This is a genomic window from Bradyrhizobium sp. Pa8, assembly GCF_052588265.1.
The window spans coordinates 6,598,500-6,612,982 of sequence record NZ_CP176767.1; the positions used below are offsets into that span (position 1 = coordinate 6,598,500).

At 64.2% G+C, this 14,483-nt stretch carries 12 protein-coding genes and 1 pseudogene; 5 read left to right on the forward strand and 8 right to left on the reverse strand.

What is annotated here, in order from left to right; translation table 11 throughout:
* Positions 1-129: 129 nt before the first annotated feature.
* Positions 130-285, forward strand: a pseudogene (locus ACKWRH_RS31305) (CoA transferase); the annotation flags it as partial.
* Between the two features lie 130 nt (positions 286-415).
* Here the strand turns inward: ACKWRH_RS31305 and ACKWRH_RS31310 are convergent.
* The 4 genes from ACKWRH_RS31310 to ACKWRH_RS31325 all read right to left on the reverse strand — a co-directional run bounded on the left by ACKWRH_RS31310 (position 416) and on the right by ACKWRH_RS31325 (position 4,022).
* A complete protein-coding gene (locus ACKWRH_RS31310; protein ID WP_445216654.1) occupies positions 416-682 on the reverse strand; it encodes a right-handed parallel beta-helix repeat-containing protein in 267 nt (88 codons plus the stop codon).
* Between the two features lie 92 nt (positions 683-774).
* On the reverse strand, positions 775-2,289 hold the full coding sequence (locus ACKWRH_RS31315; RefSeq protein WP_445216655.1) for a tripartite tricarboxylate transporter permease: 1,515 nt from the start codon (positions 2,287-2,289) through the stop codon (positions 775-777).
* Positions 2,290-2,298: 9 nt separating this feature from the next.
* Positions 2,299-2,841 (reverse strand): tripartite tricarboxylate transporter TctB family protein, encoded by a 543-nt coding sequence (locus tag ACKWRH_RS31320; RefSeq protein ID WP_354096907.1) that lies wholly within the window; start codon positions 2,839-2,841, stop codon positions 2,299-2,301.
* Between the two features lie 206 nt (positions 2,842-3,047).
* The gene (locus ACKWRH_RS31325; protein ID WP_028149699.1) at positions 3,048-4,022 is read right to left on the reverse strand and encodes a Bug family tripartite tricarboxylate transporter substrate binding protein; all 975 of its coding nucleotides are present in this window, start codon (positions 4,020-4,022) and stop codon (positions 3,048-3,050) included.
* 408 nt (positions 4,023-4,430) lie between these two features.
* On the opposite strand from ACKWRH_RS31325, the gene ACKWRH_RS31330 reads away from it, so the two are divergent.
* A complete protein-coding gene (locus ACKWRH_RS31330; RefSeq protein ID WP_445216656.1) occupies positions 4,431-5,042 on the forward strand; it encodes a prepilin peptidase in 612 nt (203 codons plus the stop codon).
* Positions 5,043-5,125: 83 nt separating this feature from the next.
* On the opposite strand, the gene ACKWRH_RS31335 is transcribed toward ACKWRH_RS31330, so the two are convergent.
* From ACKWRH_RS31335 to ACKWRH_RS31350, 4 genes are all read right to left on the reverse strand, one after another.
* Complete coding sequence (locus ACKWRH_RS31335; RefSeq protein WP_445216657.1) at positions 5,126-5,923, reverse strand: enoyl-CoA hydratase/isomerase family protein; 798 nt, start codon at positions 5,921-5,923, stop codon at positions 5,126-5,128.
* 41 nt (positions 5,924-5,964) lie between these two features.
* Complete coding sequence (locus ACKWRH_RS31340) at positions 5,965-7,164, reverse strand: pyridoxal-phosphate-dependent aminotransferase family protein (RefSeq protein WP_445216658.1); 1,200 nt, start codon at positions 7,162-7,164, stop codon at positions 5,965-5,967.
* Between the two features lie 116 nt (positions 7,165-7,280).
* The gene (locus tag ACKWRH_RS31345; protein ID WP_445216659.1) at positions 7,281-8,564 is read right to left on the reverse strand and encodes an MFS transporter; all 1,284 of its coding nucleotides are present in this window, start codon (positions 8,562-8,564) and stop codon (positions 7,281-7,283) included.
* 22 nt (positions 8,565-8,586) lie between these two features.
* Positions 8,587-9,819 carry a pyridoxal-phosphate-dependent aminotransferase family protein gene (locus ACKWRH_RS31350; RefSeq protein ID WP_445216660.1) on the reverse strand — a complete coding sequence of 411 codons (1,233 nt, stop codon included), beginning with the start codon at positions 9,817-9,819 and terminating at the stop codon, positions 8,587-8,589.
* Positions 9,820-9,951: 132 nt separating this feature from the next.
* On the opposite strand from ACKWRH_RS31350, the gene ACKWRH_RS31355 reads away from it, so the two are divergent.
* The 3 genes from ACKWRH_RS31355 (at position 9,952) to ACKWRH_RS31365 (ending at position 14,190) form a co-directional block, all read left to right on the forward strand.
* A complete protein-coding gene (locus ACKWRH_RS31355) occupies positions 9,952-10,689 on the forward strand; it encodes a GntR family transcriptional regulator (RefSeq protein WP_445216661.1) in 738 nt (245 codons plus the stop codon).
* A gap of 104 nt (positions 10,690-10,793) precedes the next feature.
* Positions 10,794-13,769 carry an FAD-binding and (Fe-S)-binding domain-containing protein gene (locus ACKWRH_RS31360; protein WP_445216662.1) on the forward strand — a complete coding sequence of 992 codons (2,976 nt, stop codon included), beginning with the start codon at positions 10,794-10,796 and terminating at the stop codon, positions 13,767-13,769.
* Positions 13,762-14,190: a GlcG/HbpS family heme-binding protein gene (locus ACKWRH_RS31365; protein ID WP_445216663.1), complete on the forward strand. Its 429-nt coding sequence runs from the start codon at positions 13,762-13,764 to the stop codon at positions 14,188-14,190. The genes ACKWRH_RS31360 and ACKWRH_RS31365 overlap by 8 nt, the downstream gene beginning before the upstream one ends.
* The last annotated feature ends 293 nt before the right edge of the window (positions 14,191-14,483 follow it).

Here is a 14,483-nt window from a genome sequence, read left to right on the forward strand (position 1 = left end):
TCCATATGAATGCCATGGTTGAGAAGACTCCCGACACTCCCTAGAAGAGCTGCGAGATCTGCGTGCAAGTTCATCCGTTTGGCGAGAATTCTCCGACCTCTCTCAGCCATTACCCCACGCAAAGACTGCGCTCAGGACGTGCCGAACGACGAGGACCGCCACATTCGACTGGTCGGCCAACCCGTCACGCTGTCGCGCACGCCGAGCAAGATGGTAGCGCGGCCGCCGGAATTCGGCGAGCAGACCGACGAGATCTTGAAGGAGTTCGGCCTCAGTGCAGACTAGATCGCGACGCTCCGGAACGCCAAGGTGGTGCGAAAGAACGGCCGCGTCGCGACCGCCGGCCTTTCGGATCCGGGCCGCCGCGGTGATCACCATCGGCCGCGCATTGACGGCTTAAGCAACGATCTAGATCTTACGCAAACCGTCGAAACGCGAGCCGACATAGCGGAGAAAGGTCGTTGTTGGACAGGTCGACCGATCGGCCGAGTTGCTTGACGCCGATCGTGTTGAAGGAGATCGTCGTGGCGTCAATGTTGATGCCGCCGCCCGAGATGGCAATGCCGGCAACCGAGTTGCTTGACACGACCGAATTGCTGAGGTGAACGGCGGCGCCGGCACCCACGCCGATACCGCTGGCCGCGTTGATCACCTTGACGTTGCTGAGCGTCGCCTTGATCAAGCCCGCAGTCGCGCTTGCAATCGTAAAGCCACTGGCTCCCATATCCCGTGGTGTTCACGACGTTCAGCGCTCCAGTTTCCAATCCGCTTGGGTCAAGCGGCAGGCTTCGCCCGCCGCAGCCATCCGACGCAGCGCAGCAAGCGGTCGATCACAGGCCAAAATAGCAGCACGATCGCCAAGGTTGTGATCGAGCCGACCAGGCTGTTCGACCAGAACACCTTGAGGTTGCCGCCGGACCCAATCATCGACAAGCGGAAGGCATCCTCGGCGCGGTTGCCGAGCACGAGCGCCAGGGTGAACGGCGCGAGCGGGATGCCGATCTTCTTGAAAACGTAGCCGACGATTCCGAAGCCCAGCATCAGCCAGATGTCGAACATCGCGTTCTGGATCGCATAGGCGCCGATCGCGCAGGACACCACGATCATCGGCGCCACCGCGGCGAACGGCACGCGCAGGATCGAGGCGAAGATCGGCACCGTCGTCAGCACCAGCACGAGGCCGACGACATTGCCGAGATACATCGAGGCGATCAGACCCCAGACGAAGTCCTTGTGCTCCACGAACAGCAGCGGACCCGGATTGAGTCCCCACACCATCAACCCGCCGAGCAGGATCGCGGCCGTGCCGGAACCAGGAATGCCGAGCGCCAGCATCGGCAGCAGCGCCGAGGTGCCGGAGGCATGCGCCGCCGTCTCCGGTGCGAACACGCCCTCGATGCGGCCCTTGCCAAAGCTCTCGGAATCCTTGGCGAAGCGTTTTGCGAGGTTGTAACCCATGAAGGAGGCCGCGATCGCGCCGCCCGGGGTGATGCCGAGCCAGCAGCCGATGAAGGAGGAACGCAGCAGCGTCACCCAGTATTTCGGCAGATCCTTCCAGACGCTGAGCACGACGCGAAGCGAAATGCTCGCCGCGTGTCCGCGCAGCGCCAGCCGCTCCTCCATCGTCAGCAGGATCTCGCTGATGCCGAACAGGCCGATGACGGCAACGAGGAAGTTGATGCCGCGCAAGAGCTCGGCCGAGCCGAAGGTCATGCGCAGATTGCCCGACACCGTGTCCATGCCGACGCCGGCGAGCAGAAGGCCGAGCGACATCGAGATGACCGTCTTGTGCTTGGCCTCGCGCCCCAATCCGACGAAGGAGCAGAAGGTCAGCAGATAGACAGCGAAGAACTCGGGCGGGCCGAACTTCAACGCAAAGGACGAGATCATCGGCGCGAGGAAGGTGATCAGCAGCACCGCGACCAGCGAGCCGATGAAGGAGGACGTGAACGCCGCGGTCAGCGCCTCCGCCGCCCTACCCTGCTGCGCCATCGGATAGCCGTCGAACGTGGTCGCGACCGACCAGGCCTCGCCGGGGATGTTGAACAGGATCGAGGTGATGGCGCCGCCGAACAGCGCGCCCCAATAGATGCAGGACAGCATCACGATCGCCGAGGTCGGATCCATCGTGAAGGTCAGGGGCAGCAGGATCGCAACGCCGTTGGGGCCGCCGAGCCCGGGCAGCACGCCGACGAAGATGCCGAGCACCAACCCGACCATCATCAGCACGAGCGTCTTCCACGTCAGCAGGACGGCGAAGCCATGAAGCAAGAGACCGAAAGCTTCCATCGTGAGCGCCTAGTAGCCGAAGGCCGCTTCGAGCGGCCCTTTCGGCATGATGACGTCGAAGGCGATGTCGAAGGTGACGAACATGATCGCCGTGAACAGGAAGGCAGTGAGCAGCGACTTCCACAGCGCGATCTTGCCGACGAGCCGCATGAAGCCCGCGATCAGGAGGAAGCTCGCGACGTAGAGGCCGAGGAACTGCATCACCAGGCAGAACAGCAGCGTCGGCACGAACACCGCTATCACACGGCGCGCTTGCGCACGCGTGACGAAGCTTTCGGATGCCGCGCGGTGCGCCACGAAGGCCGCAATCAGGCCATAGAGGCTGCCGCCACCGAGGATGACGGAGAGATAGAACGGGAAATAGCCGGGCTCCGGCCCGGTCGAATCCCAGGAAGCGCCGGTGCGCCAATTGTCGTAGCCGAGCGTTGCGGCCAACGCGAGCAACAGCAGGCAGACGAATATCTCGATCGTGCCGGAGGAGACGACGGAGGGTGAGTCGTCTTCAGGCGCGGTCGGATCGTCGACGACGATTTCAAGATCGGTTTGGGACATGAGCTGCTTTGCAAAAGCCGGGAGTGATGTCACCTCGCCCCGCTTGCGGGGAGAGGCAGAGGCCGCGTCCGCGGCCCGTTTTCTAGAACGCCGAAGCGCCGGGTGAGGGGGACTCTCCGCGAATCCGTCTGCCACTCTCTTCGGGGAGGGAGCCCCTCACCCCTGCCCTCTCCCCGTAAGAACGGGGAGAGCGAAGAGAGAGACGGCTACTTCGCGACGAATCCGGCTTCCGTCATCAGCGACTTGTTGGTAGCGTCGTCCTCCTCGAGGAATTGCACCATGTCCTTGCCGGTGAGGAAGATCGGCTTCAGCGCCTGCTTTTCCATGTAGTCCTTGTATTCCGCGGTCTGCGTCACCTTGTGGAACAGATCGACATAGAACGCCTGCTGCTCCGGCGTGACCTTGCCGGGCAGGAACATCGCGCGCAGCATCAGATACTGGACGTCGACGCCCTCCTCCTTGCAGGTCGGGATGTCGGCCCAGGATTGCGTATCCGTCACCTTGCTGGTGTAGGAGATGCGCTCCTTGTCGAACACGCAGAGCGGGCGCACCTGGCCGGCACGCCAGACTTCGAGATTTTCGCTCGGGTTGTTGACGTTGGACTCGGTGTGGTTGCCGACGAGCTGGGTCGCGGCCTCGCCGCCGGACTTGTAGGGCAGATAGGAGAATTTTGCGCCGGTCTTCTGCTCGAGGAAGACGGTCAGCACGTGATCCTCACGCTTGGAGCCGGTGCCGCCCATCTTGAACGGCGAACTGGCCGCCTTCGCGGCCGCGACGAATTCCTTCACCGTCTTCGGACCTGCGCTGTTGTCCCACAGCACGAACTGGTCGAGCGCGATTACCGAGACCGGCGTCAGCTCGCGCCAGTTGAACGGGATCTTCGCCGACAGCGGCAGCATGTAGATCAGCGAATAGGCGATCAGCACCTTGTTCGGGTCGCCTTCGCTGGACTTCATGTACATCAGCGCTTCCGCGCCCGAGGCGCCGCCCTTGAGCGAGACGACGATCGGCTGCTTCATCAGATTGTTCTTCTGAATGGCGGCCTGCATCATCCGCGCCATCTGGTCGGAGGCGCCGCCCGCGCCGGCGGCCACCACGATCTCAACGGGCTTGGTTGGCTCCCAGCCGGCAAAAGCCGGCGCGCCACAAAGCGCAGCGGCCAGCACGACCGCGGCCTTCATTCCATGTCCCACGTGCGTCTCCCCAAATTTTCGCCTATGTTCTTGTTCGGATTGGCAATTCGCGAAGCAATGCGAATTGCATTGTGCGGGCGAATGCCGGCCAGTTCAAGCCGGCCCGGCGCCGCTCAGCTTATGACTTTGGAATGAGATCGATTGCAAGCTCGACCGCCGAAATCTCGGGACTGGAATAGAAGGCGAGCCCTCAAATCAACGTTGCAGTTCGGGTTGCTCCCTACGATCGTTCGGGAATTACCTGCTGTTTGGCGGTGAGAGATAATTTGTCACAGCTTTGTGCCACAAAGCCCGCGAGATCATCGGGCGGATGGGCCAGCACGCCGGATGCAACCGACTCCAGTCGCTTCAGTGAAGAACGGGCGCGTTTCCTCATTTCGCAGATGCCGAGAGCCTATGGTCTATTTCAATCGAAATTCCACCGGAGGAAAATCAGAGGTAGTTCAAAGCACTTTGGTATTCGCTGTTGTCGTATTCGTGTTCGTTGTCACAAGCCTCATGATCGCGCCGGGCGCGGATGGGCTGTTAGGTGCATACCTCGCCGCCCTAATGCTCGGCATCGCCTGCAACGACGCCCGCCACTACCTCATTCCAAACGAGCTGACCGCCGCGGCTTTCGGAATTGCTTTGTTACGCGGATTAATCTTACCCAATGCCAGTGCATCATCCATGCTGTGGCTGGTGTTTCGCGCCTCAGCGGTAAGTCTGCCGTTGTTTCTTCTCTTGTTGTTCTACCGCCACTGGCGCGGCCAAAACGGATTGGGACTTGGGGACGTCAAGCTTGCCGCAGTTGCCGGTGCCTGGCTCGAACTCCCAACGGCGGCTGCGGTGATCGAATTGGCGGCACTTTCGGCGATTGCCGCCTACACCGCCAATGCTGTCGTGCGACGGCGGTCGCTGCGACGTACGGCACTCCTGCCGTTCGGACTCTTTATGGCGCCCGCTATTTGGATCGGCTGGCTGAGCGAACAATTGCTTTTGCGCTGGGGCTATTTCTGGCCGGGTTGACCTCGCCGCTTGCAAGGTCGGTGCTTCGGCGGTCCCGCGGCCGCGAGTTGAGTGATCGAGACGCGGAGACGTAGTGTTGCACGCTACTTGCCCTTCCAGTTCGGTGTACGCTTGTTGAGGAAGGCGTCCATACCCTCGCGGAAATCTTCGCTCATATAGGCCTTGAGGATCAGGTCCTCGCCCTCTTCGCGCGACAGCGTGGGGCGGATACGGCGCACCGCCTCCTTGGTCGCTTCCAGCGTGAGCGGCGCATGGCTTGCGACGAGCTTGGCGGTCTCGTCGGCACGGCGCTGCAGCGTCTCGACGTCGGGCACGACCTCGTTGAGCAGGCCGAGCGACAGCGCTTCCTGCGCCTCGACGAGGCGCGCCTTGAAGATCAGATCCTTGGTGCGGGCGGGACCAACGAGCGAGACGACGCGGCTGATGTTCGACATCGACAGGCAGTTGCCGAGCGTGCGTGCGATCGGAAAGCCGATGCGCGTGGTTTCGGTACCGATGCGGAGGTCGCAGCAGGCCGCGATGCCGGCGCCGCCGCCGGTGCAGGCTCCCACGATCGCCGCGATCACGGGCACACGGCACTGCTCGAGCGTGCCGAGCACGCGGTCGATGCGGGCCTCGTAGTCGAGCGCGTCCTGCGCGGTCTTAAACGCACGGAACTGCGAAATGTCGGTGCCGGAGGCGAACGCCTTGTCGCCGGCGCCGGTCAGGATCAGCGCCTTGATCGAGCGATCGGCGTTGATCTCCTGGCAGATCTCCGCCATGCGGTCATACATGGCGAAGGTCATTGCGTTACGCGCCTGTGGGCGGTTGAAGGTGATCCGCGCGATGCCGTCCTGGACGGAGTAGAGCAGGTCTTCGTTGGTCGTCGTCGGTGCGTTCATCGCGCGCTCACTTTCTGGGTTAGTTCAGGCCACCTGAGCCTTTAGGCCACCTGAGCCTTGGCCATCGGCACCGCATCGCGTCCCTTCAGGACGTCCATGGCCGCCAAAACGCCGCCGCTCCGGTGCGGAATCTTTGCAAGATCCAGGCCCATCTCGACGCCGGCGAGCGTGCCCATCAGCATCAGGTCGTTGAAATGGCCGATATGGCCGATGCGGAACACCTTGCCCTTGACCTTGTTCAGGCCCGTGCCGAGCGACATGTCGAAGTTTTCGAGCACCACCTTGCGGAAGGCGTCGGCGTCGTGTCCATCGGGCACGCGCACGCCGGTCAGCGCCGGCGAGTGTGCGGCGGGATCGGCGCACTGCGTCTCCAGGCCCCAGACCTTGACCGCGGCGCGGGTCGCCGCGCTGTGGCGCTTGTGGCGGGTCCAGACATTCTCCAGCCCCTCCTCTTCCAGCATCTTGACCGCTTCACGCAGGCCGTAGAGCAGATTGGTCGCGGGCGTGTAGGGGAAGGTGCCGAGCTTGTTGAAGGAGATGACCTCCAGCCAGTCCCAGTAGGAGCGCATGCCGGGGTTGGCCTTCGCCACCGCGAGCGCCTTCTCCGAGACGGCGTTGAAGCCGAGGCCCGGGGGCAGCATCAGGCCCTTCTGCGAGCCGGCGACCGAGACGTCGATGCCCCAGGCATCGTGCTCGTATTCCATCGAGCCGAGGCCGGAGATGGTGTCGACCATCAGGAGGGCCGGATGCTTGAGGCGGTCGAGCAGCTTGCGCACCTCGAGCGGCGGCGTCACGCAGCCGGTCGAGGTCTCGTTGTGGACGACGCAGACCGCCTTGATCGTGTGCTGCTTGTCGGCGGCAAGGCGCTTCTCGATCTCGGCGAGGTCGGCGCCATGGCGCCAGTCGCTCGGGATGAAGTCGACGTCGAGCTTGAACTTGTCGGCGATGCCGCGCCACAGCACGGCGAACTGGCCGGTCTCGCACATCAAAACCTTGTCGCCCGGCGCGAACACGTTGACCATCGCCGCTTCCCAGGCACCGGTGCCGGACGAGGGGAAGATGATCACGGGCTGCTGGGTGCGGAACACCCGCTGCATCGAGGCGAGGACCGCAAAACCGAGCTCCGCGAACTCCGGACCGCGATGGTCCAGCGTCGGCATGTCCATCGCCCGCAGCACCCGGTCGGGCACGTTGGTCGGTCCTGGAATCTGTAAGAAATGCCTTCCAGTGTGCACGGTCATCGGCGTCCTTCCCGGTCTAGCCTTGATTTTGATGGGCGCCGAATAGCACCATTTGACCGGCTTGTCCCCTCTCCTTAAGACGCCTCCCATGCATAAGCGGCGGGCCTCCGCCGCCCCTACTCCGCGGCCACCACCTTTCCGACCGGCAGGCGCCCCTCGGCCTCCGTAAACGGACGCTCCGGATGCATCAGGAAGGCGGAAAAGCCACCGAGCAACAGCAGCCCCATCGACATCAGGAACGGCAGGTACCAGTTGCCGATCGCGTCGATCACGAAGCCGGCAACGAGCGGGGAGACGATGGCGGCGAAGGCCGAGCCGGTGTTCATGAGTCCCGAGGCGGTGCCGGAATATTTCGGGGCAATATCCATCGGGATCGACCACATCGGGCCGATCACCAGCTCGGCGCAGAAGAAGCCGGCCGACAGGCACAGCGCGACGATCGTGATGTCGTGGACGAACAGGATCGGAAACAGCGAAAGCAGCGCCCCCGTAAATCCCGCAACGGTGACGCTCAGCCGCGCCAGGCGGACATTGCCGGTGCGATCGAGGATCTTGTCCGAGAGCACGCCACCGACGCTGTCGCCGACCACGCCGGCGAAAAACACGCCGGAGGCGAACAGCGCCGAGTTCTTGATGTCGAGATTGTAGTTGTTCTTGAAGAACAGCGGCAGCCAGTTGAGATAGAGCCACAGGCACCAGCCGTAGCAGAAATAGGTCAGCGTCACTGGCCACATGCGGCCGAGCAACGGCCCCCACGGCACGCGCGGCCGCTCGCCGGTCGGGCGCGGCGGCAGTGCGGCGAGCTCGGCCTCGGTGATGGAGGCGTGCTCCTTCGGCTCGTTGCGGAAGTACCAGACCCAGACGACGCCCCAGACCAGGCTGACGAGACCGAGCACGACGAACGCGCCGCGCCAGGTCAGCCAGAGGATGAGCAGCGCCACCACTGGTGGCGTCACGGCATTGCCGAGCCGCGCGAACGAGTGTGTCAGTCCCTGCGCAAAACCGCGGCGGTTCGCGGGCGTCCAGTATTGCATCGCGCGCGTTGCCGTCGGGAAGGTCGCGCCCTCGCCGAAGCCGAGCGCGAAGCGCGCGACGAACAGTGCGGCAAGACCGTTGACGAAGCCGGTCGAGATGGTCGCCGCCGCCCAGATCATGCCGCACCAGAACAACGTCTTGCGCGGCCCGAAACGATCGCCGACCCAGCCGCCGATCACCTGGAACAGCAGATAGGGATAGGCGAAGGCGGAGAAGACGAGGCCAAGCTGGGTGTTCGACAGACCCAGCTCTTTCTGGATCTCGCTCGCGGCGGTGCCGATGTTCACCCGGTCGACATAGGTGATGAAATACATCGCGCAGAGCATCGCCAAGACGACATGCGTGGCCTTGAACCGAATTCCCATCTCCACCCTCCCTGACTGCTTTTTATGATTGGCCTTGCGTGTCCCGCGCGACCTGGGTGCCGACCACTTTCAGATGCGGCGAGGCATTGCCCTGCGGGCGCTGCTCCAGCAGCTTCATCGCGGCGTCGACGCCGCCGGAGCGATGCGGCACGCCCGCAACCGACAGGCCCATCTCCACGCCGGTGAGCGCGCCGAGCAGCGTCAGCGCGTTGCATTCGCCGAGATGGCCGATACGGAAGACTTTTCCGGCGACCTTCGACAGGCCCGAGCCGAGCGACATGTTGTAATTGTCGAGCACGATCTTGCGGAACTGATCGGCGTCGTGGCCCGGCGGCATCAACACCGCGGTGAGCACCGGCGAGAACTCCGAGGGCTCCTGGCAGAGGATCTCGAGACCCCAGTGACTGACGGCGGCACGCGTCGCCGCAGCCAGCCGCTGATGGCGCGCGAACACGTTGTCGAGCCCCTCTTCGAGCAGCATCCTGATGGCCTCGCGCAGGCCATAGAGCAGATTGGTCGCCGGCGTGTAGGGGAAGAAGCCGTTGGCGTTGGGCTTGAGCATCTCCTCCCAATCGAAATAGGAGCGCGGCATCTTGTTGGTCTTCGCGGCTGCGCGCGCCTTCTCCGAAATCGCATTGAAGCCGAGACCGGGCGGCAGCATGAAACCCTTCTGCGAGCAGCTCACACTGACATCGACCTTCCACTCGTCGTGGCGGTAGTCGACCGAGCCGAGCGAGGAGATGGTGTCGACCATCAGCAGCGCCGGATACGAGGTGCGGTCGATCGCGGCGCGGATCTCGGCGATGCGGCTGGTCGCGCCGGTCGAGGTCTCGTTGTGCACGACCATGACGGCCTTGATCGCGCGCGCCTTGTCCTCGGTGAGCTTCGCCTCGATCAATGCGGGATCGGCGCCGCGGCGCCAGTCGCCGGGCACGAAGTCGACCTCGATGCCGAATCGCCCTGCCATCTGCCGCCACAGGGTGGCGAAATGGCCGGTCTCGACCATCAGCACCCGGTCACCAGGCGACAGCGTATTGACGATCGCGGCCTCCCAGGCGCCCGTCCCCGACGAGGGGAAGATCACGACCGGACCCGCGGTCTGGAAAATTGTCTGGCTGCCTTCGAGCACGGCGCGGCCGAGCTCGCCGAATTCCGCGCTCCGGTGGTCAATGACCGGCATGTCCATGGCGCGCAGGACGCGTTCGGGGACCGGGCTCGGGCCCGGAATCTGAAGGAAATGGCGTCCCTGGTGCATGAAAACCTCCCTATCGGCGGACTCTGGCCGACTTTGGAGTCATTCTGCATTCATTTTTTGTCATTTCAATCGAATTTTGGTATTCGATTGTGAACATCGACGCGATCGAACAGGCAAACTATTGTGCTGCAAATGAAATCCACGATTCCCGACACCGGGGTTCCGATCGCCCCACCCGCCGGCAATGGCGGCGACCGCCAGGAGGCCTCGCTTCACGGCGAGATCCTGCTGCGGCTGCGCGACTACGTGGTCGAGGGCAATATTCCCGACGGCGCGCGCGTCCCCGAGCGGCAGCTCTGCGCGATGCTCGGGATCTCCCGCACGCCACTGCGCGAGGCCCTGAAAGTGCTCGCTTCCGAGGGCCTGATCGAGCTTCTGCCCAACCGCGGCGCGCGCGTCCGCCAGCTCAGCCAGCGCGACCTCGAGGAGCTGTTCGACGTCATGGCGGGGCTGGAGAGCCTTGCCGGGCGCCTCGCCTGCGAGGCCATTACGGATGAGGAAATCACCGCGATCGAGCAGTTGCACTACGAGATGTACGGGCACTATCTGCATCGCGACATGCACGGCTATTTCCAAACCAACCAGCGCATCCACGAAAGCATCGTCGCGGCCGCACGCAACGAGACGCTGAAGAGCGCCTACACCAACTTCGCAGGCCGCATCCGCCGGGTCCGTTACTCCGCCAATTTCGCCCGCAAGCGGCAGCGCTGGGCGGAAGCGATGCGCGAGCACGAGACCATCCTCGACGCGCTGCGCCGCCGCGCCGCCAGCGAGCTCAGCGACATCCTGTTCCAGCACCTGCGCAACAAGCGGGCGGCCGCGATCGAGCACCTGACCGAGCCCCAAGAGGACGCACCGGCCTCACCCTGAGGGGCGGCCGACTTGCTCATTTTGAATTCATAATATAATCGGTCGTGAGAAATAATGAATAACTCAGCAAGGCTGAGCCTCGCTGGGTCAATCCGGGACCAGGGATGACAAACGCCTCCTCGCTCGAACGGCGCCTGCGCGCGGAAATGACCGGCGACGTCCTGTTCGACGGCTTCAGCCGCGGCCGCTATGCCACCGACGCCTCGTTCTACCAGATCATGCCGGCCGGCGTGGTCGTGCCCAGGACCATGGACGAGGCCTTGCGGGCACTGGCGATCGCCCGCGACGAGGGCCTGAAGGTCACCCCGCGCGGCGGCGGCACCTCGCAATGCGGCCAGACCGTCAATGACGGCCTCGTGGTCGATCTCTCGAAGCACCTGAACCGGATCCTTTCGCTCGACGTCGCCGGCCGCACCTGCGTGGTCGAGCCCGGCATCGTGCTCGACGACCTCAACCGTCAGCTCAAGAAGCACGGCCTGTGGTTTCCGGTCGACGTCTCCACGGCCTCGCGCGCCACCATCGGCGGCATGGCCGGCAACAATTCCTGCGGTGGCCGTAGCCTGCGCTACGGCACGATGCGCGACAACACGCTGTCAATGGAGGCGGCGCTCGCCGACGGCACGCTGGGCCGGTACGGCGAGGTGTCGCGTGATCTCTCCGATCTCGATGCGAACGACAGCGCGCGAGCCCTGTTCCGCGACATGCTCGATCTCGGCGCCCGCGAGGCCGACGAGATCGCCGCGCGCTTTCCCAAGTTGCAGCGCCGTGTCGGCGGCTACAATCTCGATGCGCTGACGCCGCGCAATGCGCGCAACAACATGGCGCATCTCCTGGTCGGCTCCGAAGGCACCCTCGCCTTCACCACCAAGGTCGAGCTGAAGCTGTGGCCTGTCATCCGCAACAAGGCGCTCGGCATCTGTCATTTCGGCAGTTTCTACGAGGCGATGGACGCCGCTCAGCACCTGGTCAAGCTCAAGCCGATCGCGGTCGAGCTGGTCGACCGCACCATGCTCGCGCTCGGCCGCGACATCGCAATGTTCAGGCCGATCATCTCCGCCGCCATCAAGGGCGATCCGGATGCCGTTCTGGTGGTCGAATTCGCCGAAGAGGACCAGGTGGACAATCTGGTGCGCCTCAAGCAACTCGGCGAATTGATGGGCGATCTCGGCTTCGGCTGGAATAACGACCAGCGCAAATGGGGCGGCGTGGTCGAGGTCACCGAGCCCGCGCTGCAAAGCGGCATCGCCGATTTCCGCGCCGCCGGCCTCAACGTCATGATGTCGATGAAGCAGGAGGGCAAGCCGGTCTCGTTCGTCGAGGATTGCGCCGTGCCGTTGCTGCACCTGGCCGACTACACCGCGCGCTTGAGCGAGGTTTTCGCCAAGCACGGCACCAGCGGCACGATGTATGCGCATGCCTCCGAGGGCTGCCTGCACGTACGGCCCGTGCTGAACCTGAAGCTTGAGAAGGACGTCAAGGCGATGCGCGCCATCGCCGAGGAAGCCTTCGCGCTGGTGCGCGAATACAAGGGCTCGCATTCTGGCGAGCATGGCGACGGCCTGGTGCGCTCCGAATTCCACGAGACCATGTTCGGCGAGCGTCTCGTCGCCGACTTCAGGGAAGTGAAGCAGCGCTTCGATCCCGAGGGCGCCCTCAATCTCGGCAAGATCGTCGATGCACCCCGGATGGACGATCGCTCGCTGTTCCGCTTCAAACCCAACTACCGCGTCAACGAGTTGAAGACGAAGCTGGATTGGTCCGCCTATCCCGGCGCCGGCGGCGGATTCCAGGGCGCGGTCGAGATGTGCAACAACAACGGCGCGTGCCGCAAGCTCGAGGGCGGCGTGATGTGCCCGTCCTACCGCGCCACGCGCAACGAGAGGGACGTCACCCGCGGCCGCGCCAACAGCTTGCGGCTCGCCATCTCCGGCCAGCTCGGTCCCGACGCGTTGTCCTCCGACGAGATGATGGAGACCCTAAAACTCTGCGTCTCCTGCAAGGCCTGCCGCCACGAATGCCCGACCGGCGTCGACATGGCCAAAATGAAGATCGAGGTGCTCGCTGCCCGCGCAGCGTCCCGTGGCCTGACCCTGCGCGATCGCTTGGTCGGCTACCTCCCGCGCTATGCCGGTCTCGCATCGCACTTCGCGCCACTCGCCAATTTGCGCAACCGCAGCCCGCTGCTCCGAAAGCTGTTCGAGCGCTTTGCCGGCATCAGCGCGCGCCGCGCCCTGCCCGCCTTCCGCAGCGACGTGTTCGTGCCGCCTGCGGAAGCGGTTGGGCCGGAGACCGGCCGCGAAGTCGTGCTGTTCACGGACACCTTCAATCGCATCTACGAGCGCGAAAATCTTGACGCCGCGCTCCGCGTGCTCGCCGCGGGCGGTTATCGCGTGCACCTGCCCAAGCCGGCGAGCGGCAGTCGCCCGCTCTGCTGCGGCCGTACATTCCTCTCAGCCGGTCTCGTCGACGAAGCCAGGGCCGAGCTCGACCGCCTCGTGGCCGCGTTCGCGCCCTTTGCCGCCCGCGGCGTGCCGATCGTCGGCCTCGAGCCGAGCTGCCTGCTGACGCTGCGCGACGAGCTCGCTTCGCTGCGCAAGGACAACGACGCCAGGGCCGTCGGCGCCCACGCGCTGACTTTCGAGGAATTTTTGGTGCGCGAAGCGGAAGCCGGAAGGCTGCAGCTGCCGCTCGGTACCGTCGCCGACAAGGCCGTCGTGCACGGCCATTGCCACCAAAAATCCTTCGGCGCCTTCAAGCCGGTCGAGCAGGTGCTGCGGCTCATTCCGGGCCTGAAGGTCGAGACCATCGAATCGAGCTGCTGCGGCATGGCCGGCGCGTTCGGTTACGGCGCGGATACCTACGATGCCTCAATCGAGATGGCCGAGCTGTCGCTGCTGCCCGCCGTGCGGCGCGCCGACAAGACGACGCTGGTCGTCGCCGACGGCACCTCCTGCCGGCATCAGATCCACGACGGCGCCCAACGCGAAGCGCTTCACGTCGCGCGCGTGCTGGCGATGAGCCTCGACCGCGCCGGAGCAAATTCCACTTCTCACACTAAAAAGGAAACCAGCCATGGCTGACCTCTCGCTCGACACTGCCCGCAAGATCCTCGACGCCGCCTTCGCAAAGTCTACCGAACTGAAGCTAAAGCCGCTGGTCGTCACCATCCTGGACGCACGCGGTGTGCTCAAGATCGCTGCGGCGCAGGACGGCACCAGCCTGATGCGCGCCGAGATCGCCCACGGCAAGGCCTATGGTGCGCTCGCCATGGGCATGGGCTCGCGCGCCCTGTACCAGCGTGCGCAGGAGCAGGCCTATTTCATCGATTCCGTAAACACAATCGCCAGGGGCGCGCTGGTGCCGGTCCCCGGCGGCGTGCTGATCATGGATGGCGCAACGCTGCTCGGTGCCGTCGGCGTGTCCGGCGACACCTCCGACAATGACGAGGCCTGTGCGGTCGCAAGCATCCAGGCGGCGGGGCTGAAGGCCAATGCGGGCTAGACATCCAATGCGTCAGCTGCGCCGGGGCGTTCTCGCCGCAGCTGACGTTGCAGGTGCCCCTTATCGAGTACCAGTGCGTGACAGGTTAAAATCTGGCCTTCGCCGCTCGCACTAGCCGTCAAGCCTGTAGATGACGAATGAGTGGTTCGCAAAGACGACGGGAAACGACAGCGCCTTCCACGCGGCTTTGCGAACCATGTAATCCCCGCCAAACTGGCTTTTGAAAGCGCGCCATTGGTTTTCATCAAGCCCTGCCCAGCTTTCTGAATCGTCAAGATCATGTTCCGTGTTTT

Coding starts and splice junctions, on each gene's coding strand:
- ACKWRH_RS31355 (WP_445216661.1), top strand. CDS start 9,952: ATGAAATCCACGATTCCCGACACCGGGGTTCCGATCGCCCCACCCGCC.
- ACKWRH_RS31330 (WP_445216656.1), top strand. CDS start 4,431: ATGGTCTATTTCAATCGAAATTCCACCGGAGGAAAATCAGAGGTAGTT.
- ACKWRH_RS31320 (WP_354096907.1), bottom strand. CDS start 2,841: ATGTCCCAAACCGATCTTGAAATCGTCGTCGACGATCCGACCGCGCCT.
- ACKWRH_RS31325 (WP_028149699.1), bottom strand. CDS start 4,022: ATGAAGGCCGCGGTCGTGCTGGCCGCTGCGCTTTGTGGCGCGCCGGCT.
- ACKWRH_RS31360 (WP_445216662.1), top strand. CDS start 10,794: ATGACAAACGCCTCCTCGCTCGAACGGCGCCTGCGCGCGGAAATGACC.
- ACKWRH_RS31340 (WP_445216658.1), bottom strand. CDS start 7,164: ATGACCGTGCACACTGGAAGGCATTTCTTACAGATTCCAGGACCGACC.
- ACKWRH_RS31350 (WP_445216660.1), bottom strand. CDS start 9,819: ATGCACCAGGGACGCCATTTCCTTCAGATTCCGGGCCCGAGCCCGGTC.
- ACKWRH_RS31315 (WP_445216655.1), bottom strand. CDS start 2,289: ATGGAAGCTTTCGGTCTCTTGCTTCATGGCTTCGCCGTCCTGCTGACG.
- ACKWRH_RS31345 (WP_445216659.1), bottom strand. CDS start 8,564: ATGGGAATTCGGTTCAAGGCCACGCATGTCGTCTTGGCGATGCTCTGC.
- ACKWRH_RS31365 (WP_445216663.1), top strand. CDS start 13,762: ATGGCTGACCTCTCGCTCGACACTGCCCGCAAGATCCTCGACGCCGCC.
- ACKWRH_RS31335 (WP_445216657.1), bottom strand. CDS start 5,923: ATGAACGCACCGACGACGACCAACGAAGACCTGCTCTACTCCGTCCAG.